Source organism: Burkholderiales bacterium (genome assembly GCA_035560005.1).
GTDB lineage: Bacteria > Pseudomonadota > Gammaproteobacteria > Burkholderiales > Eutrophovitaceae > DASRFY01.
The window spans coordinates 27,573-51,664 of sequence record DATMAN010000020.1 but is presented as its reverse complement, the minus strand read 5'-3'; the positions used below and the strand labels follow the sequence as shown (position 1 = coordinate 51,664).

The window sequence follows — 24,092 nt, the reverse complement described above, 5'->3', positions numbered from 1 at the left end:
GAGTTCGTGTCTAGGCAGTGGGGTAGATCGTGAAGGAGTGAAAGTCGCCGATGCCGTCGTCGATATCGACGCGCGTGACGCGAGCGGCGGGCGGACCCCATTTGGCCCAGGCGATGATCGAATCCACCGCTTCCTGGGGACCCTGAACCATCGCTTCCACGGTGCCGTCGCGGCGGTTGCGCACCCACCCGGTCACTCCCAGCTCCTGCGCGCGGATACGCATGGAGTCGCGGTAGCCCACGCCGTGCACCCGGCCGTGGATGATGAGATGTTTGGTCACCTGGGAAGGCGCCACGTCTTCGTGTCTTCGTGACTCGCCTCCGGCTGCCGGCCGGCGTCACTTCACTTTCATGCCCGGCTGCGCGCCTTCATCGGGCGCGAGCAGGAAGATACCGGGGCCCGCGCCGCTTGCGGCGAGCACCATGCCCTGCGATTCGCCGAAGCGCATCTTGCGCGGCTGCAGGTTGGCCACCATTACCGTGAGCCGGCCCTTGAGCTGCTCCGGATCGTAGGCGGATTTGATCCCGGCAAACACCTGCCGGGTCTCGGTACCGATGTCGAGCGTGAGCTTGAGCAGCTTGTCTGCGCCTTCGACGTGCTCGGCATCGACGATGCGCGCCACGCGCAGGTCGACCTTGTTGAAATCGTCGATAGTGATGAGCCCCTCTCCCTCGGGGAGAGGGGTCTGGGGTGAGGTGGTTGTGCTCTTTTCCACGGCCTTCTCCTGATGCAGAGCGTGGCGCTGGGGCGAATGCGATTGCGGGACCGGCTGCAGCGATTCCTTGTTGGCCTCGATCAGCGCGTCGATCTGGCTGCGTTCGACGCGGGTCAAGAGATGGGCGAACCTGTTGATCCTGTGCCCCGAAGCAAGGGGCCTGAGTCCGTCCGACCATTGCAGGGCTTGGACATTGAGAAACCGTTCTGACGCCGCCGCCACTCCGGGAAGAATGGGCTTCAGATAGATGGTTAGAAGTCGATAAAACTCCAGGATCGCGCTGCAGACCGAATGCAGTCTGCTCCGAGAAGCTTCGCTTTCGTTCTTCGCCAGCTCCCAAGGTTTTTGTTCGTCGACATACTGGTTGGCCATGTCTGCCAGTTCCATGATCTCTCGCACAGCCTTCCCGTACTCACGTCTGTCGTAGAAGTCTGCAATGGTGCGTGAAGAGACATGAAAGCGAGCGATCAGTCTGCGTGGGTCCAACTCCACCGCAAGCCGATCAGCCGGTGCTTGGAGCTCCTTCGGCTCCGCGGCCGGCACGCACGCCAGCTTTCCGTCAAATACCTTGACAACGAAACCTGCCGCGCGACTCGCAATGTTGACGTACTTCCCCACCAGATCGCTGTTGACCCGCGCCACGAAGTCGTCGAGGTTGAGATCGATATCCTCCATCGTCGCGTTGAGCTTGGCGGCATAGTAGTAGCGCAGCCACTCCGGGTTGAGGCCCTGCGCGAGATAGCTCTCGGCGGTAATGAAGGTGCCGCGCGACTTGGACATCTTTTCGCCGTTCACGGTCAGGAAGCCGTGAGCGAACACGCGGCTGGGCGTGCGGTAGCCGGCGAAGTGCAGCGTGGCCGGCCAGAACAGGGCGTGGAAATAAAGGATGTCCTTGCCGATGAAGTGCACCATCTCGGTGTTCTCGGCGGCTGCCTGCCGCGCGTCGGTGAAGGCGGCGAAATCCACGCCCCGACGCTCGCACAGATTGCGGAAGCTGCCCAGATAGCCGATCGGGGCGTCGAGCCAGACGTAGAAATACTTGCCCGGCGCCTCTGGGATCTCGAAACCGAAGTAGGGCGCGTCGCGCGAAATGTCCCAGTCGTTCAGTCCCTGGTCGAACCACTCGCGGATCTTGTTCTTCGCCTCGGGCTGCAGGTGGTCGTTCTCCTGCGTCCACTGCTCCAGGAAAGCCTTGCAGTCCGGATGCGAGAGCCTGAAAAAGTAATGCTCCGAGCTTCTGCGCACCGGCTTGGCGCCCGAGACGACGGAGTAGGGGTTCTTCAGGTCGGTGGGGCTGTAGGTCGAGCCGCACACTTCGCAGGAGTCGCCGTACTGATCCCTGGCGCCGCACTTCGGGCATTCGCCCTTGATGAAGCGGTCGGGCAAGAACAGCTCCTTCACCGGGTCGTAGAACTGCTCGACCGAGCGGGTGGTGATGAGCTTGGCCCGGTCGCGCAGCTTGCGGTAGATGTCGTAGGAAACCGCGCGGGTCGCCTCGTCGTTGGTCGAGCCGTAGTGGTCGAACCCGACGTGAAAGCCGGCAAAGTCGCGCTTGTGTTCCTCGAGCACCCGCGCGATCAACTGCTCGGGCGTGATGCCTTCCTTTTCCGCGCGCAGCATGATCGCCGTGCCGTGGGTGTCGTCGGCGCAGACGTAGTGCACCTCGTGGCCCTGCATCTTCTGGAAGCGCACCCAGATATCCGTCTGAATGTATTCGACGAGATGGCCGAGGTGAATGGCGCCGTTGGCGTAGGGCAGCGCGGAGGTGACAAGAATCCTGCGAGACATCGAGTCGCCCAATGAAAGAGCCGAAGTGTAACAAACCCTACCGTGCTAACGTATTCGCGCACAGGGCGTTTCGCTACAATTGCGGCCTCGTTCCCGAGGTTCTCCCGTGGCAATCAGCGAAGAGCAGGTCAAGGCGGCGCTAGCCCAGTTGATCGACCCCGTCACCGGCAAGGATTACGTCACCGGCGGGGAGGTCAAGGCTGTCAAGGTCGCGGGCAACGACGTCACGGTCGAGATCGTGCTCGGCTATCCGGCGAAGAGCGTGATCGAGGGTATAAGGCAGTCGATCGCCGACCGGCTCAAGGCCCTGCCCGGCGCAGGAGCGGTCTGCGTGGACGTGTCGGTGAGAATCGTGGCGCACGCGGCGCAGCGCGGATTGAAGCTGCTGAGCGGGGTCAAGAACATCATCGCGGTGGCATCGGGAAAGGGCGGCGTGGGCAAGTCCACCACGGCGGTGAACCTCGCCCTGGCGCTGGCCGCGGAAGGCGCCAGGGCCGGCATTCTCGACGCCGACATCTACGGCCCGTCGCAGCAGATGATGATGGGACTTTCGGGCCGCCCGCAGTCCAGCGACGGCAAGACCATCGAGCCGATGATCAACTACGGCGTGCAGGCCATGTCGATCGGCTTGCTCATCGACGTGGATACGCCGATGGTCTGGCGCGGACCGATGGTGACCCAGGCGCTGGAGCAACTGCTGCGCGACACGCAATGGAAGGAGCTGGACTACCTCGTCGTGGATCTGCCGCCCGGTACCGGCGACATCCAGCTCACGCTTGCGCAGAAGGTGCCGGTGACCGGCGCGGTGATCGTCACCACGCCTCAGGACATCGCGCTCATCGATGCCCGCAAGGGGCTCAAGATGTTCGAGAAGGTCGGCGTTCCGATCCTCGGCGTGGTGGAGAACATGAGCACGCACGTGTGCTCGAAGTGCGGGCACGAAGAGCACATCTTCGGCGCGGGCGGCGCGGAGCAGATGTGCCGGGACTACGGAGTGGACCTGCTCGGGCAGATCCCGCTCGACATCAAGATCCGCGAACAGGCCGATTCCGGGCGCCCCACCGTCGTGTCCGATCCCGACAGCCGCTCGGCCCAGGTATACCGCGAAATCGCGCGCAAGGTGGCGGCGAAGATCTCGGCGCTGGCCCGCGACTACAGCGCGGCCTTCCCCAAGATCGTGATTCAGAATACGTAGGCCTGCCACAGAACCACAGAGAAGAACAAAGGCGAGAACCGGCGGGCCGCCCGCCAGGCGGGCGCCTCGTACCGACCGGTTGCGCGCGATTCGACCTTGTTCCGGGACTCTGTGCCTCTGTGGTTACTTACAAGGATCGGCAATGACCATAAAGTCCGACAAGTGGATCCGCCGCATGGCGCAGCAGCACGGCATGATCGAGCCTTTCGAGCCGCAGCAGATCAAGGAAGTCAACGGGCACAAGATCGTCTCGTACGGGACCTCGAGCTACGGCTACGACATCCGCTGCTCCAATGAATTCAAGATCTTCACCAACATCAACTCGACCATCGTCGACCCCAAGCAGTTCGACGAGCGCTCTTTCGTCGATTTCAGGGGGGAGGTTTGCATCATCCCGCCGAACTCCTTTGCCCTCGCGCGGACGGTGGAGTATTTCCGCATTCCGCGCAACGTGCTCACCATCTGTCTGGGCAAGTCGACCTACGCCCGCTGCGGGATCATCGTCAACGTCACGCCCTTCGAGCCCGAGTGGGAAGGTTATGTGACGCTGGAGTTCTCCAACACCACGCCGCTGCCCGCAAAGATCTACGCCAACGAAGGCGTGGCGCAGGTGATCTTCTTCGAGTCCGCGCCCGATGACGTCTGCGAGACTTCGTACCGTGACCGCGGCGGCAAGTACCAGGGCCAGCGCGGCGTCACACCCCCAAAGATGTAGACGCTGCGCGCAGTCGCGCCTGAAATTATCTTGCGCCGCGGGCAGCGGCGCCTATAATTCGCGTCATTTTTTGCGGTATCGGCCCGGAAGGAGGTCATCATGACAGGCAAGAGGAACCGCCTCGAGGTGGCACAACTCGTACTTTGGCACCTGTCCGTCACCCGTTCGCCCCGAGGAGCCCCGGCATGACCCTGCGCACCGCGCTCGACCGCAATACCGCCCACGAAGTCCCGCTCGATACCCATCCGGAAGTCAGTCTCGACTTCCGGCACGTGCGCGAAGCCCTCAAGGCAGGCTACGCGAGACCCTTTCTCCTGATCGATCCCGAGATCATCCGCACCAAGTACCGGCGCTTCCACGCCGCCATGCCGCGCGTGCGCGCGCACTACGCGGTGAAGGCCAACCCCGATCCTCGGGTAGTCGGGGTTCTGGCCGAGGAAGGCGCGGGCTTCGAGATCGCGTCTACCGCCGAGCTGGATCTCTTGCTCTCGCTGGGCGTGCCGGCGGCCGAAGTGCACTACAGCAACCCGGTGAAGGCGCGGCAGTACATCGAATACGCGGCGCGCAAAGGCGTGCAGTGGTTCTCGCTGGACAGTGCCGAAGAGCTGGTGAAGATCCACAGCGTCGCGCCGCAGGCCAAGTTGTACCTGCGCATCGATACCCCGAACGTGGGCAGCGACTGGCCACTGTCGGGCAAGTTCGGTGCGCAGGGCCCGGAAATCGATCAGATCCTCGACGCCGCGGCGCAGCGCGGGGCCGACCTGTGCGGCGTGACCTTCCACGTGGGGTCGCAGTGCCGCAACGCTCAGAATTGGCACGTCGCCATCGACAACGCCAAGCGCATCTTCCGCAAGATGCGCCTGAAGGGCTTGACGCCCTCGCTGCTCAACATCGGCGGTGGCTTTCCGGTTCGCCTGACCAAACCGATCCCGTCGATCGAGACCATCGCCGAGGTCGTCAATCGCGCGGTTGCCGATCTGCCGGGGGACATCCGCCTCATGGCGGAGCCGGGCCGTTACCTGGTGTCGGATTCCGCGTATTTCGTTTGCCGCGTGATCGGAACGGCTTGGCGGGCCGGGAGACGCTGGCTGTATTTGGATACCGGCATGTTCGGCGGTTTGCTGGAGAGCACGCAGGGTCTTCAATACGACCTGCGGACCGACCGCAACGGCAAGCGGGTGCCGTGGCATGTGGCGGGACCGACCTGCGATTCGGTCGATGTACTGATGCAGGACCAGATGCTCCCCGAAGACCTGCAGGACGGCGATTTCATCTACATCCCCAACGCCGGCGCGTACACCACCGCCTACGCCAGCCAGTTCAACGGGTTTCCGCTGCCCGACGTGCGGCTCGTCTGACCTGCCCGCATCCCTCGGGCCCAGAAGGGGCGGCGGATTCTCCGCCGCTTTTTTTGTCGGACGCGAAGCGCTTGCGCTGCCAGTCAGATGCAAATTGCATGGAAAATGCTTTGACGTGGCGCGGCGGGTTCTGATACGTTCCGAGCGAAAAACGCATTTAAAACCGAGCCTTCGGATTTCGAGGGCGCCCACGAGAGGAGCCGTACGCGGAGGGAGCTGCTGATGCATCTGCTTCGATCTTTGGCGCTCGTCGCCGGCCTGGTGCTGGCTTCACCGTTGGCGGCTTCGGCCGCCGACGATGTGCTGCTAGAGGCCAAACGTCACCTCGACAGCGGCAAGCCGCAGGCAGCCTACAACCTGCTCGTTGCGCTGCAGAGCGAGCGCGCCGGCGACCCCGACTACGACTTCCTGCTCGGTTCGGCCGCGTTGCAGCTCGGCAAGAACACCGAGGCGGTGTTCGCGCTGGAACGCGTGCTGGCGGTGCGCCCCGATTCCGCGCCCGCGCGGGCGCTGATCGCACGAGCGTACTTCAACCTGAAGGAAACCGAGACGGCCAAGCGCGAGTTCGAGAACGTCAAGAAGCAGGAGATTCCGGAACAGGCGCGGGTGACGATCGACCGCTTCCTGGATGCGATCCGGCGCGTGGAGGAAGCGCAGCGCGTGACGATCCGCGGGTACGTCGAGGTCGGCGGGGGCTACGACTCCAACGTCAACAGCGCCACGGCCGAGAATCAGGTCGCGGTTCCCGCGTTCGGCGGTGCGATCTTCACGCTGACGGCGTCGAGCCAGGAGCAAGAGGATGGGTATCTGGCCTTCGGCGGCGGCGTGGCAATCCGAGCGCCGGTCTCGCGGACCCTGTCGGCGTTGGGCGGGGTGTCGTACACGAACAAGACCAACATCAATGAAGACGATTTCTCGACCTATTCGTGGGACGCCCACACGGGTCTGAGCTACAAACGTGACCGCGACACGGTGACGCTCGCCGCGCAGTTGAGCGCTTTCTTCGTCGACGACCCCCAGCGCTACCGCAACGCGTATCGGGAAGCCGTTGGCGGCACGCTGCAGTGGCAACACGACTTCAACGCCAGGAATCAGGCCAGCGCGTACGCGCAATACACCCAACTGACATACCCGGAGCAGCGACCGCGCGATGCCGACCGTTTCGTCGGCGGCGCGGGCTATGCCAGCGCACTCGGCGAGCAGGGCGGCTTGGTCGTGTACCTAGGCGTCTACGGCGGGCAGGAACGCGAGAAGGACGAGGCGTTTCCTCAGTTCGGGCACGATCTGTACGGTGCCCGGATCGGCACCCAGTGGTCCCTGAGCGAGAAGTTCTCCGTCTTCGTCAATGCCAGCGCCGAAAAGCGGCAATATGGCGGTCCGGATCCGCTGTTCCTGGTCGAGCGGGAGGACGAGCAGTACGCGGCCGCGGGGGGCGTTCATTTCGCTCCGCGGCGAAACCTGCGGTTGACCCTGCAGGCTCACTGGACCGACAACCGGTCCAACCTCGACATCAACGAGTTCGATCGCTGGCTGGTCTCGCTGATGTTTCGGCACGATTTCTGAGTTCTCACCGGTGCTGGGAAGCATCGGAACGCCAGTGCGAGGGAGGTGCCCATGCAACTCGAGACATTCAAGCTCACAAGCCGGGCGCTGCTCTTGGCTTCGCTTGCGGCCGCGTTGCCCGCCGCGGCGCACGGGGCGACGGCGGCACGGGTCGACTTTGCCATCGGCAACGTCGCGGCCGTCGACAAGGCCGGCCGGTCGCGGGCGCTGACCAAGGGCTTGCGGGTCGAGGAGGGCGAAACGATTCTTACCAACGACGGGCGTGCACAGCTGCGCTTTACCGACGGGGCCTACGTCTCGCTGCAGCCACAGTCGGAATTCCGGATCGATCAATACCGCTACGCTGGCAAGCAGGACGGCTCCGAGAAGGCGTTCTTCAGCCTGCTCAAGGGCGGGCTGCGCACGATCACCGGGTTCGTGGGCCGCTCCAACAAGAAGAACTACCAGGTCAGTACCACCGTTGCGACCATCGGCATCCGCGGCACGGAATACACGATCCAGTACGGCCAGTCGATCAGGGGGACGGTTGGCGAAGGGGAGATCGAAGTCTGCAACGGTGCTGGCTGCATCAACGTGGCGAACGGCGAGTCGTATTACGTCCAGAACCAGGACACGAAGCCGGTGTTGACCGACAAGAAAACCGATCTGCCGCCGGCCCAGCCGGGTAGCCCCCCTGCCGATCTCAAGCAAGGCGAGACCGTGGACGCGAGCGGGTTTCCCGCGCTCTTCGCGCTGGTGGGTACCCAGACCCTCGATCTGTTGAAGAGTACCAGTCGCAGCCTGCAAAGCGCCACGATGGAGTTCGACGCGAATGGCACGTTGCTCAGCATCGATGGCCAGCCGGTGGAGTCGGTGACCATGGGTGGGAACGACGGGATCATGTCCTGGGGCACCTTTGTCGAGTCGTCTTCCGGTGATGACGAGACGCAGGCGCTTCAGCAGGCGCTGGTGGTGGCGAATGGAACGCTCGCCCACTTCGTGGCGGGCCGACCGGCCGATCTCGCAAGCATCGGCACGACGACGGGCATCTACACCCTGATCGGATCGACGCCCGTCACCGACGCCCTGAATCAGGCGGTTGGAACCCTCGACGCCGCGAAGCTGAGCGTGGATTTCAACGGCTTGTCTGCCGGTTTGAACGCGGCCACCGCCGAAATGTTCTGGACCATCAACGGCGTGCCGCTCAGCGCCACGCTATCGGGCTCCGGGTCGAACGCATTGAGCATGTCGGGAGTCTGCGGAGCCAACTGCATCGTCAACGCGGATCTCGCGTTCTTCGGCCTCAATGCGCCGCGGGCGGGAATGGTCTATGACATCGCCGGGAGCTTCGTCGGTGCGGCGGCGTTTGCGAAGCAGTGAGCGCTGAATCGAGTCACCGCGGAGCCTACTCAGCGCCGGCCACGACCGTAGCTCAGCCGCGGCGCTCGAAAGTGACGTAGCGATAACGCAGGCCGCTGGCCGCGTCGCTGCGATCCTCCCGCGCGGTCTCGCGCCAGTGCCGCGCATCCAGTTCCGGAAAGCGGGCGTCGCCCGCGAACTCGCGCTCGATCTCGGTGGCGAGAATGCGCTGGGCAAGCGGCAGCGCGAGGCGGTAGATTTGCTCACCGCCGATCACGAAGATCTCGGAGTCGTCCGCGGCCGCCGCGATCGCCGCCTCGATCGAATCGACCACTTGCGCGCCCGGCACGCGATAGTCGGCCCTGCGGCTGACGATGATGTGGGAGCGCCCGGGCAGCAAACGCCCGATGGATTCCCAGGTCTTGCGGCCCATGATGATGTGGTGGCCCATCGTGAGCCGCTTGAAGCGTTGCAGATCCTCGGACAGATGCCAGGGGATCGCACCGTCACGGCCAATCACGCGGTTGGCCGCGTAGGCGACGATGAGGGAGATGCGCGGGCGGGCTTTCTGGCGGTTCGGAGCCCCTGGCTCGCTGTTCACACCGCCACCGGGGCCTTGATGGCGGGGTGCGGGTCGTAGCCCACCAGCGTGAAGTCTTCGTACTTGAAGTCGAAGAGGCTCCTGACCTGTGGGTTGAGGATCATGCGCGGCAGCGCGCGCGGCTCGCGGGACAACTGCTCGCGGGCCTGCTCGAGATGGTTGAGATAGAGATGGCAGTCTCCGAAGGTGTGCACGAAGTCGCCGGGCTTGAGCCCGCTGACCTGGGCGACCATCATCGTGAGCAGCGAATAGGAGGCGATGTTGAACGGCACGCCGAGGAAAAAATCGGCGCTGCGCTGGTAGAGCTGGCAGGACAGCCGTCCGTCGGCCACGTAGAACTGAAACAACGCGTGGCACGGCGCGAGCGCCATCTTGTCCAGGTCGCCCACGTTCCACGCCGACACGATCAGCCGTCGCGAATCGGGGTGGCGCTTGATCTCCTCCAGAACGCGTGAGATCTGGTCGATGTGGCGCCCGTCCGCTGCCGGCCACGACCGCCATTGATATCCGTACACCGGCCCCAGGTCGCCCTCCGCGTCCGCCCATTCGTCCCAGATGGTCACGCCGTGTTCCCTGAGATAGCGGACGTTGGTGTCTCCGCTCAGGAACCACAGCAATTCGTGGATGATCGACTTCAGGTGGATCTTCTTCGTGGTGAGCAGCGGAAAACCCTGCTGCAGGTCGAAGCGCAACTGCGCACCGAACAGGCTCAGCGTTCCCGTTCCGGTGCGATCGGTCTTGCGCGTGCCGTGCTCCAGAATGTGACGCATGAGATCGAGGTAGTTGCGCATCCCGTGGCTCCGTGCTGTGCTGGCCGAAGTGTAAAGCACCGCGACGCCCGTTTCGAGCCTCGGCGTCCACCGCCGGGGGGTGCTACACTTCTTTCGCCAATTCAAAGGTTTCCTTCATGTCCGGCAACACCCTCGGCAGGCTGTTCTGTGTAACCTCTTTCGGCGAAAGTCACGGGCCCGCGATCGGCTGCGTGGTCGATGGCTGCCCGCCCGGCCTCCAGTTGAGCGAAGCCGACATCCAGAAGGAACTCGACCGCCGCCGCCCGGGGACTTCGCGCCACGTCACGCAGCGTCGCGAGCCCGATACCGTCGAGATCCTCTCGGGCGTGTTCGAAGGACGCACCACGGGCACGCCGATCGCGCTGCTGATCCGCAACGTCGATCAGCGCTCGAAGGACTACGGCAACATCATGGATGCGTTCCGGCCGGGCCATGCGGACTACACCTACTGGCAGAAGTACGGCATTCGCGACTACCGCGGCGGAGGACGCCAGTCGGCGCGCGAGACGGCGGTCCGGGTCGCGGCCGGCGCGATCGCGAAGAAGTGGTTGAAAGTGCGTTATGGCGTCACGATCCGTGGCTACATGTCGCAGCTCGGGCCGATTCCGCTCGCCTTCAAGAGCTGGGAGGCGGTCGACCGCAACCCGTTCTTCTGCGCCGATCCGGACATCGTCCCCGAGCTGGAGGCGTTCATGGATCGGTTGCGCAAGTCCGGCGACTCCTGCGGGGCGAAGATCACGACCATCGCCCAGGGCGTGCCGGTCGGGTGGGGCGAGCCGGTCTACGACAAGCTCGACGCCGACATCGCCTGCGCGATGATGAGCATCAACGCCGTGAAGGGCGTGGAGATCGGCGCCGGTTTCGCCTCCGTGGCCCAGAAGGGCACCGAGCACAGCGACGAGATGACTCCGGAAGGATTTGTCACCAACAACGCGGGGGGCATCCTCGGCGGTATCTCCACCGGCCAGGACATCGTCGTCAACATCGCGGTGAAGCCCACCTCGAGCATCCGCCTGGACCGGCGCACCATCAACAAGACCGGCGAACCGGTCGTCATCAACACGCATGGACGCCACGATCCCTGTGTCGGGATTCGGGCCACGCCGATCGCGGAGGCCATGCTGGCGATCGTGCTCACGGACCACGCGCTGCGCCATCGCGCGCAGAACGCCGACGTGTCGGTGGCCACGCCGAAGATCGCGGCCCAGGCCCCGCGGGAGATCGTCGAGAAGCTGCGCACCGCGCAGCAGGCAGACAATCCGGAACCGGACGAGGCCTGAGCGCGTGTCCTGGCTCGAGCGCCTCCGGCAGGCGGCGGAGCAAAAGTGGCGGTCGATGAGCTTTGCCGGGGCGGTCGCACTCATCCTCGTGTTGACCCCGGTCGCCTGGTTCGCCCATTGGGCAGCCGCCGCGTGCCGCTGCTCGATTGCGCGAATCTCGTTTTCCACGAGGCCGGTCATTTCCCGGCCTTTCCGCCGGCGGTGACGGCCACCTTCTGGCGAAGAGCCTCGGGACTCGGCTGGCTCGCGCAGACCCTGGCGAGAAATCGCCCGATACGGTGCTGCCTGCCCCCGAGAGCCAGCCACGCCTGAACCCCGGATGTTTCGCCCCTCGCTGTATTTCCAGCTATCGAGCTTCTACTTCTGGTACTTCGCTTTCATCGGCGCCTTCGCGCCGTATTTTGCGCTTTACCTGCAATCTCTCGGCTACTCGCCGCTGCAGATCGCCGCCTTGATGGCGATCAACCCGGTCTCGCGCATCTACGGGCCGAACCTGTGGGGCTGGCTGGCGGATCACTATCGGGCGCGCGGCGCCGTCCTGCGTGCGTGTGCGGTCGCAACCGCGCTGATCTTCGCGGCGGTGCTCCTGCATCCGGGCTTCTGGGCGATGTTCGTGCTGCTCGCGGTGCTCAATCTGTTCTGGTCGGGGATCCTGCCGATCGCCGAAGCAAGCACGCTGGGGTTGCTGGGCAGCCGGGTGGGCACCTACGGGCGCATTCGACTGTGGGGCTCGGTAGGCTTTGTGGCGGTGGTGATTGCCGGCGGCCATCTCCTCGAGCGGCTCGGCATCCGGACGCTCGAACCGCTCGTCCTCGTGCTGCTGGTGCTGACTGCGGCCATGACCTTCGCGATGCCACGCGAGCGCAGCGTCTCCCCGCGCGCGCAGAAGGTGTCGCTCGCCGACGCGTTATCCCGCCCGGGCGTGATCGCGCTGCTCACGGGGTTTTTCCTGATGCAGGTTGCGCACGGTCCCTACAACACCTTTTATTCGATCTATCTGGTCGAGAGCGGATACTCGGAAGCGGTGGTAGGCTCGCTCTGGGCGGCGGGCGTGCTCGCCGAGATCGTGCTGTTCATGACGTTGCCGCGGATCATGAAGCGCTGGACCATCGAACGGATCCTGCTGGCGAGCTTCGCCTGCGCCACGCTGCGCTTTCTGATGATCGCCTGGGGCGTAGGCTCGATCGCGGTGCTCGCCGTCGCGCAACTGCTGCACGCGGCCACCTTTGGCGCTTTCCACGCCGCTGGAGTGGCCGCCATGCACCGCATCTTCCGCGGGCCGAGTCAGGCGCGCGGGCAGGCGCTGTATACCAGCTTCGGTTATGGCGCCGGAGGCACGCTCGGCACGCTGGCCGCAGGCGCGCTGTGGGAATGGGAATACGGGGGTGGGGCGGTCACCTTTAGCGCGGCGGCGCTCACCGCGGGCTGCGCGTGGTTACTGCTCGCGCGGGTACCTGCCCGGCTGGCAAATCAGCGCTGAGGCAAACTGCCGTCGGACGCCGCTCGCGTGTAATAATTTCGCTTTCGCGAGACGCGCATGACGCCGCAAACCCTCTACGACAAACTCTGGTCGAGCCACATCGTCCGCCAGGAGCCGGATGGCACCGCGCTGCTCTACATCGACCGGCATCTGGTGCACGAGGTCACCAGTCCGCAGGCCTACGAAGGGCTCAAGCTCGCCGGCCGCAAACCGTGGCGCGTCGAATCGGTGGTGGCCACCGCCGACCACAATACCCCGACGCGCGACTGGGACAAAGGCATCCAGGATCCGATCTCGCGGCTGCAGGTCCAGACGCTCGACGCCAACATCCGGGAGTTCGGCGCCAGGGCCTATTTTCCGTTCCGCGACCGGCGCCAAGGCATCGTGCACGTCATCGGCCCGGAAAACGGCGCGACGCTGCCCGGAATGACCGTGGTGTGCGGAGATTCGCACACCTCCACGCACGGCGCATTCGCCTGTCTGGCCATGGGTATCGGCACCTCCGAGGTGGAACACGTGCTGGCCACGCAATGCCTGGTGCAGAAGAAGGCCAAGTCGATGCTGGTACGGGTCGACGGTCGCTTGGGGCGCGGCGTCACGGCCAAGGACGTGATCCTCGCCATCATCGGCAAGATCGGCACTGCCGGCGGCACAGGCTACGCGATCGAGTTCGCGGGCGAAGTGATCCGCGCGCTGTCGATGGAAGGCCGCATGACGATCTGCAACATGGCGATCGAGGCCGGCGCGCGCGCCGGCATGGTGGCGGTGGACGAAACCACCATCGAATATCTGCGCGGGCGTCCCTTCGCTCCCAAGGGCGAATTGTGGGATCGCGCGGTGGCGTACTGGCGCACGCTGAAGAGCGATCCCGGCGCATGCTTCGACCGGGTGGTGGAACTCGACGGCGCCGTGATCAAGCCGCAGGTGACCTGGGGTACTTCGCCGGAAATGGTGGACACGATCGACGGCCGGGTTCCCGATCCCGCCAGGATCGCCGATCCCGTGAAGCGTGGCTCGGTGGAACGCGCGCTGCGCTACATGGGACTGGAACCTGACACGCCGATCAAGCAGATCCGTGTCGACAAGGTGTTCATCGGCTCCTGTACCAACTCGCGCATCGAAGATCTGCGGGCCGCGGCGGCGGTAGTCCGGGGCCGGCGTGTGGCACCCAACGTGAAGCTGGCGATGGTGGTGCCGGGCTCGGGCCTCGTGAAGACGCAGGCTGAACAGGAAGGGCTGGACCGGATATTCCGCGACGCCGGGTTCGAGTGGCGCGAGCCGGGATGCTCGATGTGCCTCGCCATGAACGAGGACCGGCTCGAGCCGGGCGAGCGCTGCGCGTCGACCTCCAACCGCAATTTCGAGGGGCGGCAGGGCGCCGGCGGACGCACGCATCTGGTCAGTCCGGCCATGGCGGCAGGCGCCGCGGTCGCCGGACATTTCGTCGACGTACGCGAGGACTTCTAGACATGCTGAACCGGATCTTGGTCGCGCTCGCCGCGTTTGCTGCGCTTGCGCTGGCCGGCTGCAACACGGCGGAGGGACTGGGAAAGGATTTGCAGATCCTCGGTGACAAGATAGAGGGCAAGGCCAAGGAAAAGAAATAGTCATGGAGAAGTTCACCCGTCTCGAGGGGCTCGTCGCACCGCTCGACCGCGCCAACGTCGACACCGACGCCATCATCCCGAAGCAGTTTCTGAAGTCGATCAAGCGCAGCGGCTTCGGCCCCAACCTGTTCGACGCCTGGCGCTATCTCGACCCCGGGGAACCAGGCAGGGACAATTCAAAGCGGCCGTTGAATCCGGACTTTGTACTGAACCAGCCGCGCTACAAGGGCGCGCAGATTCTGCTGGCGAGGGAGAACTTCGGCTGCGGGTCCTCGCGCGAGCACGCCCCGTGGGCGCTGATGGACTACGGCTTCCGCGCCATTGTCGCTCCGAGCTACGCGGACATCTTCTTCAACAACAGTTTCAAGAACGGCTTGCTGCCCGTGGTGTTGCCCGCCGAGGTGGTTGATCGGCTGTTCGCGGAAGTCGCGGCGAGCCCTGGCTACCGGCTGGTCATCGACCTGGAGCAACAGACGGTCACGACCCCGTCCGGGCAGTCGTTCGGTTTCGACGTCGATCCGTTCCGCAAGCACTGCCTGCTGCACGGTCTGGACGAGATCGGCCTGACGCTGCAGCACGCGGAAGAAATCAGGGCGTTCGAGGCCAGGCATCGCGCGGCCCAGCCCTGGCTGTTTTCCTGACCCCTTTCAGCCGGAGAGACAGACAAGCTCCGCCGCGAAGGCACCGGACACCACGCAGGGCAGAACTCATGACTCGTATGACCCTTGGTGTCTTGGCGTCTTGGCAGTTCGCCGAGTCGTTCCCCGGTTCTTGCGTGCGAAGGATGTGAAGAAGAAATGAAGATCGCGGTATTGCCCGGTGACGGCATCGGACCGGAAATCATGGCGCAGGCAGTCAGGGTCCTCGAGGCGCTGCGCGCGGACGGCCTGAAAATCGAGATTGAGCAGGCGCCCATCGGTGGCGCCGGTTACGATGCCGCCAAGGATCCGTTGCCCGAGGCGACGCTTGCACTCGCCAAGGCCGCCGATGCAGTGCTGCTCGGCGCGGTGGGCGGTCCGCGCTATGACCAGTTGCCGCGCGCGCTGCGTCCCGAACAAGGCTTGCTGCGTATCCGCAAGGAGCTGGGCTTGTTCGCCAATCTGAGGCCGGCCATTGTGTACGACGTGCTGGCGGGGGCGTCCTCGCTGCGCCCGGAACTCGTGGCCGGGCTCGACCTCATGATCGTGCGCGAGCTGACCGGAGACATCTACTTCGGTCAGCCGCGCGGCATCCGCCACAACGAAAACGGCGAGCGCGAGGGCTTCGACACGATGAGGTACAACGAATCCGAGATCCGGCGCATCGCCCATGTCGCCTTCGCTATCGCTCGCAAGCGACGCCGGAAACTGTGCTCGGTGGACAAGGCCAACGTGCTCGATACCAGCATCCTTTGGCGCGAGATCGTGGGCGAGGTGGCGCGCGACTACCCGGACGTGGAGATCTCGCACATGTACGTGGACAACGCGGCGATGCAACTGGTGCGCGCGCCCGGGCAGTTCGACGTGCTGCTCACCGGGAACATGTTCGGTGACATCCTGTCGGACGAAGCATCGATGCTGACCGGTTCGATCGGAATGCTGCCTTCGGCGTCGCTCGACGCCGAGGGCAAGGGTTTATACGAGCCGATCCACGGATCGGCACCGGACATCGCCGGCACAAACGCGGCCAATCCGCTGGCCACCATACTTTCGGTGGCGATGATGCTGCGCCATACCTTCGGGCAGGAGTCCGCAGCGGCACGCGTGGAAGGCGCCGTGCGCAAAGTGCTGCAGAAGGGTCTGCGTACCGCGGACATTTTCCAGCCGGGCACCACGCGCGTGGGCACAGCGCAGATGGGCGCGGCGGTGGTGGCGGCGCTGTGAACGGGGGCGCGCCGGCAGGTCAGGGAGCTCGCTCATGGCGGTTCTGACGAGCGCTTCACGATGCAGGGGAAAGCGATGAGAGTGGGCCTGGTGGGTTGGCGAGGCATGGTCGGCTCGGTGCTGATGCAGCGCATGCAACAGGAGCGCGATTTCGAGCTGATCGAGCCGGTGTTCTTCAGCACTTCCAGGGCGGGCATTCCGGCGCCGGAGGTGGGCAAGCGCGCCCCGGCAGTGAAAGACGCCAACGACCTCGGCGAGCTCAAGGCGATGGACGCGATCGTCTCCTGCCAGGGCGGCGACTACACCAACGCGGTGTACCCGAAGCTGCGCGAAGCGGGCTGGAACGGCTACTGGATCGACGCGGCTTCGGCGCTGCGCATGCAGCCCGACGCAGTCATCATCCTCGATCCGGTCAACATGGACGTGATCCGTTCCGCGCTCGGCAAGGGCATCAAGAACTTCATCGGCGGCAACTGCACGGTGAGCCTGATGCTGATGGCGATGCACGGGTTGTTCAAGGCCGATCTGGTCGAGTGGCTGACCGCCATGACCTACCAGGCCGCTTCAGGCGCCGGGGCGCAGCACATGCGCGAACTGGTGGCGCAGATGGGATTTGCACACCGAGCCGCCAAGTCGCTGCTCGATGATCCGGCTTCCTCCATCCTGGAAATCGACCGCGCGGTCGCCGAGGCCCTGCGCAGCAGCGAACTACCCACCGGGCATTTCGGCGTCCCCTTGGCCGGAAGCCTCATCCCGTGGATCGACAAGGACCTCGGCAACGGGCAAAGCCGCGAAGAATGGAAAGCGGGGGCCGAGGGTAACAAGATCCTCGGCCGCGATCGAAATCCCGTCCCGATCGACGGAATCTGCGTGCGCGTGGGTGCGATGCGTTGCCACAGTCAGGCGCTGACCTTCAAGCTCAAGCGCGACCTGCCGCTGGAGGATATCGAAAGTCTGCTCGCCACCGCCAATGACTGGGTGAGGGTCGTGCCCAATGAGCGCGCGGCGACCATGCGCGCGTTGACGCCCGCGGCGGTGACCGGCGATTTGTCCGTACCGATCGGGCGGCTGCGCAAGCTTGCGATGGGTGGAGAATACGTCGCTGCGTTTACCGTCGGCGATCAACTGTTGTGGGGCGCTGCGGAACCCCTGCGCCGCATGCTGCGGATCCTGCTCGGGCAGCGCTGAAAGCCTGCCGATTTTGATCGTCAAAAGGTGGATTTATGAGAGAAAGTAACAGCTCACCTGAGCTTGCATATCTAACCCCATGATGTTACTTTAAATGCCCTTTCTCATAACGACAAGGGCAGGGTGGGCACCTTGAAACTCGTCTCGGTTCGCGCACTGTTTCTCGCAGCGTTGCTCTGCGCGAGCGGACAGGGACTGGCGGCCGGACTGGGTCGACTGGAAGTGCTCTCCGCGCTCGGCGCCCCGTTCCGGGCGGAAATCGCGGTCATCGCAGACAAGAACGAGCGTGCTTCGCTGTCGGCAAAGCTGGCCTCGCCGACCGCCTTTCAGAGTGCGGGCCTGATCTACAACAGCACCGTCGCCGGAATGCGCGTGACGTTGGAGAAGCGTCCCAACGGCGATCCCTACATCAGCGTGACGACGGCGCAACCCCTGAACGAGCCGGTCGTCGATTTGCTGATCGAGTTGTCGTGGGCTGCGGGCCGTGTCACACGGGAATACACGGCGTTCGTGGATCCGCCCTATTTGATCGCCGAGCGCGAGAAGCAGCGCGCGGCAGCGGCCGCAGCCGCTCCGACGACCGCAGCGGCGCCTCCGCAGGCCGCGCCCAAGCCGCAGCCACTGCCGGCCGAACCGGCCCCGAAGGAAGCGGGCGCGCCGATTCCCACAACGCCCACCGATACCGTCGAAGCAGCCTCCGTTCCCGCGGCCGCGCAACCGCCTGCAACTGCGTCGCAACCCTCCGGCCCGGTCGAAACCATTGGCGGAACCGCGCCGACTCTGTTCGACGTCGAAGTCGCCGCTGTGCCGGGCGTAGGGGTGACGGAGAGTTACGGTCCGACCAAGCGCGGCGACACGCTGTCCACGATCGCGCTGCGTGCGAAGCCGGCCGACGTCACGCTCGAGCAGATGCTCGTCCTTCTGTTCCGCAACAATCCCGACGCTTTTTCGGGTCGGAACATGAACCGGCTCAGGACCGGGAAGATCATCCGATTGCCGGACCCCGCGGAATACGGTCGCATCGGCATCGCCGAGGCGCGCAGGGAGGTGCGCGTGCAGGCCGCGGACTGGAAGGCGTATCGTGAACGGCTCGCCGCAGCCGCGCCCGCACCCGCCGAAGAGCCTGCGCAGCAGGCGGCCGCCGGTCAGATTGCACCGAAGGTGGAAGACAAGGCTGCGCCTGTCGTCGAGCCCAAGGAGGTGGTCAAGCTTTCGAAGGGTGAAGAGGCCGCAGCCGCAGGCGCTGCTGCCGCAGGCAAGGCTGCAGAGGAAGAGGTGGTGGCGCGCGACAAGGCGCTGCGGGAAGCGAACGAGCGAGTGGCGAAGCTCGAGAAGAATATCAAGGATCTGCAGGCGCTGGTCGAGCTGAAGAACCAGCAGATGGCGGAGCTGCAGCGCCAGGCAGGCTCGACTGCACCGCGGCCGCAGGCACCCGCGACCACCGCCCCGGCTCAGCCCGCACAGCCCGCGGTGCCTCCTGCCGCGTCGCCCGTCCCCACGGCGCCCGCTCAGCCGGCAGCTCCGGCTGGGGCCGCTTCGTCCGCACAGCCGACACCGGGTGCTCAGCCCGCGCAACCCGCACCCCCGCCCGCGAGCGAAGCACCGCAAGCCGCGGCACCGCCTTCCACGCCCCCGGCGCAACAGGCGCGCCCCCGACCAGCACCACCCCCTCCGCCCCCGCCGCCCAGTCTGCTCGACCAGGTTCTCGACGAGCCGCTGTATCTGGCCGCAGGTGGACTCTTCGTTCTCGTGCTCGGCCTGCTCGCGGTTCGTACCATTCGCCGGCGTCGTGAGGCCAAGGCGCCGTCGGAAGAGGTTGCGCCTGCGCGCCTAGCGCCGAGCGGTGCGGCGGCGGCGGGGGTCGCAGCGTTCGCTCCCGGGGACACCGACGGGCTGAGTGCACGCAGCCGCGACATCACCGAGGAAGTCGATCCGCTCGAGGAGGCGGAGATCTTCCTCGCCTATGGCCGGGATGCCCAGGCCGAAGAACTGCTCAAGGAAGCCCTGGCGGCTCATCCGCGCCGCTACGAAGTGCACGCCAAGCTGCTCGAGATCTACGCAAAACGCAAGGACGTAAAGACCTTCGAACGGATCGCGCGCGAGTTACAGCAGGGCACCGGCGGGCGCGGCGAACTCTGGGACAGGGCCGTCAAGCTGGGCTATCAGATCGATCCTCAGAATTCGCTTTACGCCGCCGGCAAAGGCGCGGAGCAAGCGGCTGGCGCGGCGGTGGCCGCCGCGCCAGCGGCAGAGCGCCTGGATTTCGATGTCGGCAAGGGCGACGAAATCGCCACCACGACCGATATCGACGTGGGAGACACGACACAACAACTGGAGCGTACGCAGGTTCTGTCGGCGGAGGAGCTGGGCCTGGGAGAGGGTCGCGAACCACCCCCGACGAAAGTCGATCTGAACATCGACCTGCCGGCCACGGAGCCCGGAGGCGGAGCGGAGCCTACGGTGCCGAGCGCCAGCGCCATTGATTTCGATTTCGACATATCCAAGTTCACGCCGCCCGAGCCCTCCGCGCCCGCTGCCGCAACCGGCGACAGCGGACTCGATTTCGACATCGGGGCGCTGTCGCTGGAGCCCGCCGAGCCCAAATCCACGTCCGACGCATCCGCGCCCGCGATCGATCTGTCTTCGATCAGCCTGGATCTTGGAGGCATCACCACCTCTCCGAGCGCAGCGAGTGTCGGGCGAGACGAAAAGTGGTACGAAGTGCAGACCAAATTCGACCTCGCCAAGGCCTATCAGGAGATGGGGGACAAGGACGGCGCGCGGGAAATCCTGAAGGAGGTCATCGCCGAGGGCGACGCCGAGCAGAAAGCGGCCGCCGAGGCCGTACTGACAGCGCTCGAGTAAGCACAAGGCTTCCATCGCGCCCATCGACACGCCGCGGCCTGCGCCCGCGGCGTTTGTTTTTGCGAGTCAACGCGGATGCCGAGAATCGCCCTGGGTCTGGAGTACGACGGCGCTCCCTTCTGCGGGTGGCAGACACAACCCGGTGGATGCAGCGTTCAGGACGCACTGGAGCGCGCGCTGAGCGCGATTGCCGGCCATCGCGTCGAAGCCGTATGCGCCGGACGTACCGATGCAGGCGTGCATGCGCTGCATCAGGTGGTGCACTTCGACACCGATGCGCGGCGCCCACACAGCGCATGGGTACGAGGAGTCAACTCCTTGCTCCCCGGTGGCGTTTGCGTGCTGTGGGCACGGGAAGTGAACGAGGCGTTTCACGCCCGTTATTGCGCGACCAGCCGCGGCTACACGTACTATTTGCTCAATCGCCCCGAGCGGCCGGCGCTGTTCGCTACGCGCGTCGGCTGGTTCCATCGGCCTCTTGACGTGGAGTTGATGCGGGAGGCAGCGCGTCATCTTTGCGGTGAGCATGATTTCAGCGCGTTTCGTTCCGCTGAATGCCAGGCCCGGAATCCGGTTCGCACGCTTATCCGGCTCGACATCGAGCGCCGCGGTCCGCTGGTACGCTTCGATCTGTGCGCCAACGCCTTTCTGCACCACATGGTGCGCAACGTCGTCGGCTCGCTGGTTTACGTCGGCAGCGGGCGTAAGCCCGCGCGATGGGTGCTGGAGCTGCTGGAGAGCCGGGACCGGCGCCTCGCAGCGCCGACCTTTCCCGCGCTCGGGCTCTATCTCTCACAAGTAGAATACCCGGCGCACTGGTCGCTGCCGGCGGCGCCGCCGATCGACGCGCTCGAATCGATCCTGACCGCGACCGGTTGAGGATCCTTCTGCCTCATGACACTCGTAAAGATCTGCGGAATCACCCGCGTGGAGGACGCGCTGCTCGCCGCGCGCGCGGGAGCTCACGCGATCGGTACCGTGCTCTACGCACGCAGCCCGCGCGCGGTGGACACGGTGCGCGCGGCGCAGATCGTGCGAGCCGCGCCGCCTTTCGTCACCACGGTATGCCTGCTCGTGGATCCCACAGCTGCCGAGGTCGAACGCGTGCTGGAGGAAGTGCAACCGGCGATGCTGCAGTTTCACGGCGCCGAGGCGCCGGAGTTCTGCGCGCAGTTCGGCGTGCCTTATATCAAGGCCGTCAGGGTTCGACGAGGGGTCGATTTGCTACAATACGCGCGCCTTTACGCAGGCGCGAAAGGCCTGCTTCTCGACGCTTTCGTCGAAGGCAACCCCGGAGGCACGGGAGTGTCCTTCGATTGGGGGCTGATACCGAGGAATCTTCCGCTGCCGGTGATTCTTGCCGGAGGACTGACACCCGAAAACGTCGCCGAGGCGATCCGTCGCGTTCGCCCGTGGGCAGTGGACGTGGCGAGCGGCGTGGAAGCCAAGCAGGGGATCAAGGACCCGGACAAAGTGGCCGCCTTCATCCGTGGAGCGAGAAATGCAGATGTATGAGGCCCTCAAGGGCTACGACCTTCCAGACCGGCGCGGACATTTCGGCCCCTACGGCGGCATTTTCGTTGCCGAAACCCTGATGCACGCGCTCGAAGAACTGCGCACGCGCTACGAGAGCGTGAAGACCGATCCGCAGTTCCTGGCCGAGTTCGAGTACGAGCTCAAGCACTACGTAGGCCGGCCGAGTCCGGTCTATCACGCCCGGCGGCTGTCTCAGCACCTTGGCGGGGCACAGATCTGGCTCAAGCGCGAAGACTTGAACCACACTGGCGCGCACAAGATCAACAACACCGTGGGCCAGGCGCTGCTCGCCAGGCGCATGGGCAAGCAGCGCGTGATCGCGGAGACCGGCGCGGGACAGCACGGCGTGGCCACCGCCACGGTTGCTGCGCGCTACGGCATGGAATGCGTGGTCTACATGGGGTCGGAGGACGTGGAGCGCCAGGCGATGAACGTCTATCGCATGAAGCTGCTCGGCGCGAAGGTGGTGCCGGTGGAAAGCGGCTCGCGCACGCTCAAGGACGCGCTCAATGAGGCGATGCGCGACTGGGTGACCAACGTCGAAACCACCTTCTACATCATCGGCACCGTGGCCGGCCCGCACCCCTATCCGATGATGGTGCGGGACTTCAATTCCGTGGTGAGCCGCGAGCTGCGCGTCCAGATGCCCGCGGAGATCGGGCGTCAGCCCGATGCGATCGTGGCCTGCGTGGGTGGCGGCTCGAATGCCATGGGCGTGTTCTATCACTACATCGAAGACCGTTCGGTGCGGCTCATCGGCGTGGAGGCGGCGGGCCACGGCCTCGCGAGTGGCAAGCACGCCGCCACGCTCTGCGCCGGCAAGCCCGGCATCCTGCACGGCAATCGGACCTATCTGATCCAGGACGGGAACGGGCAGATCGTGGAGACGCACTCGATTTCCGCCGGCCTGGATTATCCCGGCGTGGGCCCCGAGCACGCCTGGCTCAAGGACAGCGGCCGCGCCGAGTACGTCGCGGTCACGGATGAGGAAGCCTTGAACGCTTTCCACACTCTGACCCGCCTGGAAGGCATCATGCCTGCGCTCGAGTCGGCGCACGCCGTCGCGCAGGCGATGAAGATGGCGCCGCGGATGAGGAGCGGGGAAGTGTTGCTGGTGAACCTTTCCGGTCGCGGCGACAAGGACATGCACACGGTGGCGAAGGCCTCCGGCATCGAGCTGTAGGGCGGGGACGTGAGGATGACGAATGCGAGACCGAGGGAGAAGGATCGGAGGATGATGCCGCCGGCACGCGCAACGGCGCCTTTCGTTGCGTTGCGTTCTCGCAGCCTCGTTCCCCTCCCGTCACCCGGGCCTGCTCGATCTCGAAAGAAAAGGGAGGTCACTGGAATGCTCTTCTTGGGGCTTCCTCGTTGCATCAGCATCCTCGCCTTGTGACATGTCTCGCATCGCGTCCACGTTCGAGAAGCTGCGCCGCCAGGGGCGCAAGGCGCTGATCCCGTTCGTGACCGCCGGCGATCCGGCGCCGGAAATGACGGTGCCCATCATGCACGCGTTGGTCGCCGCCGGAGCCGACATCCTGGAGCTGGGCGTGCCTTTCTCGGACCCGATGGCGGATGGCCCGACCATTCAGCGTTCCAGCGAACGGGCGCTCAAGCACGGCGTAGGACTTGGCGACGTGCTGCGGATGGTCACGGAATTTCGTCGCAAGGACCCGACGAGCCCGGTGGTCCTGATGGGATACGCCAATCCCGTCGAGGCGATGGGCTACGAGAGATTTGCCGACGCGGCCCGGGCGGCCGGGGTCGACGGCGTGCTGGTGGTCGACTACCCTCCGGAGGAAAGCCGAGAACTCACCGCGCTCCTGCGCTCCCGTGGAATCGACTCGATATTCCTGCTCGCGCCCACTTCGGTGGACGCACGCATCGACGAAGTGGCGCGCGTGGCAAGCGGCTACGTCTACTACGTCTCGCTCAAGGGCGTGACCGGTGCTTCGCACCTTGACCTGCGGGAAGTCGCGGAGAAGGTGCCGTGCATACGCAGCCACGTGAAGCTGCCGGTGGGCGTGGGATTTGGCATCCGCGACCCGGCCACCGCGCAAGCGGTCGCAGCGGTATCGGATGCGGTGATCGTAGGCAGCCGCCTCGTGCAGGAGATCGAAAAGTCTGCGCGCGGCGAATTGCTGACCAATCTGTCTTCGCTGGTCAGCGCAATGCGCCGCGCCATCGACGGCGCGTGAGACCGCACCGCG

21 protein-coding genes are annotated in these 24,092 nt (G+C 65.2%); 17 read left to right on the top strand and 4 right to left on the bottom strand.

Features of this window, described 5'->3' with window-relative positions:
- Positions 1–10: 10 nt before the first annotated feature.
- Together VNM24_02180 and metG are read right to left on the bottom strand one after the other, a co-directional pair.
- Positions 11–280 (bottom strand): acylphosphatase, encoded by a 270-nt coding sequence (locus VNM24_02180; protein HWQ37407.1) that lies wholly within the window; start codon positions 278–280, stop codon positions 11–13.
- Between the two features lie 57 nt (positions 281–337).
- On the bottom strand, positions 338–2,503 hold the full coding sequence (metG, locus tag VNM24_02175; GenBank protein ID HWQ37406.1) for a methionine--tRNA ligase: 2,166 nt from the start codon (positions 2,501–2,503) through the stop codon (positions 338–340).
- Positions 2,504–2,609: 106 nt separating this feature from the next.
- On the opposite strand from metG, the gene apbC reads away from it, so the two are divergent.
- The 5 genes from apbC (at position 2,610) to VNM24_02150 (ending at position 8,693) form a co-directional block, all read left to right on the top strand.
- Positions 2,610–3,698, top strand: coding sequence for an iron-sulfur cluster carrier protein ApbC (gene apbC, locus VNM24_02170; protein HWQ37405.1), 1,089 nt, complete (start codon positions 2,610–2,612; stop codon positions 3,696–3,698).
- A gap of 142 nt (positions 3,699–3,840) precedes the next feature.
- Positions 3,841–4,413 carry a dCTP deaminase gene (gene dcd, locus VNM24_02165; protein ID HWQ37404.1) on the top strand — a complete coding sequence of 191 codons (573 nt, stop codon included), beginning with the start codon at positions 3,841–3,843 and terminating at the stop codon, positions 4,411–4,413.
- Between the two features lie 185 nt (positions 4,414–4,598).
- Positions 4,599–5,771, top strand: a complete 1,173-nt coding sequence (locus VNM24_02160; GenBank protein HWQ37403.1) for a type III PLP-dependent enzyme — start codon at positions 4,599–4,601, stop codon at positions 5,769–5,771.
- Between the two features lie 222 nt (positions 5,772–5,993).
- Positions 5,994–7,334, top strand: a complete 1,341-nt coding sequence (locus VNM24_02155) for a surface lipoprotein assembly modifier (protein HWQ37402.1) — start codon at positions 5,994–5,996, stop codon at positions 7,332–7,334.
- 114 nt (positions 7,335–7,448) lie between these two features.
- Complete coding sequence (locus VNM24_02150; GenBank protein HWQ37401.1) at positions 7,449–8,693, top strand: FecR family protein; 1,245 nt, start codon at positions 7,449–7,451, stop codon at positions 8,691–8,693.
- Positions 8,694–8,745: 52 nt separating this feature from the next.
- Here the strand turns inward: VNM24_02150 and VNM24_02145 are convergent, their stop codons facing one another.
- Together VNM24_02145 and VNM24_02140 are read right to left on the bottom strand one after the other, a co-directional pair.
- On the bottom strand, positions 8,746–9,273 hold the full coding sequence (locus tag VNM24_02145; protein ID HWQ37400.1) for a dihydrofolate reductase: 528 nt from the start codon (positions 9,271–9,273) through the stop codon (positions 8,746–8,748).
- Positions 9,270–10,064, bottom strand: coding sequence for a thymidylate synthase (locus VNM24_02140; protein HWQ37399.1), 795 nt, complete (start codon positions 10,062–10,064; stop codon positions 9,270–9,272). Before VNM24_02140 ends, VNM24_02145 begins: the two co-directional genes overlap by 4 nt.
- A 116-nt stretch (positions 10,065–10,180) precedes the next feature.
- On the opposite strand from VNM24_02140, the gene aroC reads away from it, so the two are divergent.
- From aroC to trpA, 12 genes are all read left to right on the top strand, one after another.
- Positions 10,181–11,344 carry a chorismate synthase gene (gene aroC, locus VNM24_02135; protein ID HWQ37398.1) on the top strand — a complete coding sequence of 388 codons (1,164 nt, stop codon included), beginning with the start codon at positions 10,181–10,183 and terminating at the stop codon, positions 11,342–11,344.
- A 319-nt stretch (positions 11,345–11,663) separates the two neighbouring features.
- A complete protein-coding gene (locus VNM24_02130; protein HWQ37397.1) occupies positions 11,664–12,824 on the top strand; it encodes an MFS transporter in 1,161 nt (386 codons plus the stop codon).
- Positions 12,825–12,881: 57 nt separating this feature from the next.
- Positions 12,882–14,291: a 3-isopropylmalate dehydratase large subunit gene (leuC, locus tag VNM24_02125; GenBank protein ID HWQ37396.1), complete on the top strand. Its 1,410-nt coding sequence runs from the start codon at positions 12,882–12,884 to the stop codon at positions 14,289–14,291.
- A 2-nt stretch (positions 14,292–14,293) separates the two neighbouring features.
- Complete coding sequence (locus VNM24_02120; protein HWQ37395.1) at positions 14,294–14,431, top strand: entericidin; 138 nt, start codon at positions 14,294–14,296, stop codon at positions 14,429–14,431.
- A 2-nt stretch (positions 14,432–14,433) separates the two neighbouring features.
- Complete coding sequence (gene leuD / locus VNM24_02115) at positions 14,434–15,072, top strand: 3-isopropylmalate dehydratase small subunit (GenBank protein ID HWQ37394.1); 639 nt, start codon at positions 14,434–14,436, stop codon at positions 15,070–15,072.
- 156 nt (positions 15,073–15,228) lie between these two features.
- The gene (leuB, locus tag VNM24_02110; GenBank protein HWQ37393.1) at positions 15,229–16,293 is read left to right on the top strand and encodes a 3-isopropylmalate dehydrogenase; all 1,065 of its coding nucleotides are present in this window, start codon (positions 15,229–15,231) and stop codon (positions 16,291–16,293) included.
- Between the two features lie 75 nt (positions 16,294–16,368).
- Positions 16,369–17,481, top strand: a complete 1,113-nt coding sequence (asd, locus tag VNM24_02105; protein ID HWQ37392.1) for an aspartate-semialdehyde dehydrogenase — start codon at positions 16,369–16,371, stop codon at positions 17,479–17,481.
- Positions 17,482–17,613: 132 nt separating this feature from the next.
- On the top strand, positions 17,614–20,346 hold the full coding sequence (locus VNM24_02100; protein HWQ37391.1) for a FimV/HubP family polar landmark protein: 2,733 nt from the start codon (positions 17,614–17,616) through the stop codon (positions 20,344–20,346).
- 75 nt (positions 20,347–20,421) lie between these two features.
- The gene (gene truA, locus VNM24_02095; protein ID HWQ37390.1) at positions 20,422–21,225 is read left to right on the top strand and encodes a tRNA pseudouridine(38-40) synthase TruA; all 804 of its coding nucleotides are present in this window, start codon (positions 20,422–20,424) and stop codon (positions 21,223–21,225) included.
- Between the two features lie 15 nt (positions 21,226–21,240).
- On the top strand, positions 21,241–21,861 hold the full coding sequence (locus VNM24_02090; protein ID HWQ37389.1) for a phosphoribosylanthranilate isomerase: 621 nt from the start codon (positions 21,241–21,243) through the stop codon (positions 21,859–21,861).
- Positions 21,854–23,065 (top strand): tryptophan synthase subunit beta, encoded by a 1,212-nt coding sequence (trpB, locus tag VNM24_02085; protein ID HWQ37388.1) that lies wholly within the window; start codon positions 21,854–21,856, stop codon positions 23,063–23,065. The genes VNM24_02090 and trpB overlap by 8 nt, the downstream gene beginning before the upstream one ends.
- Before the next feature lie 214 nt (positions 23,066–23,279).
- A complete protein-coding gene (gene trpA / locus VNM24_02080) occupies positions 23,280–24,080 on the top strand; it encodes a tryptophan synthase subunit alpha (protein ID HWQ37387.1) in 801 nt (266 codons plus the stop codon).
- The last annotated feature ends 12 nt before the right edge of the window (positions 24,081–24,092 follow it).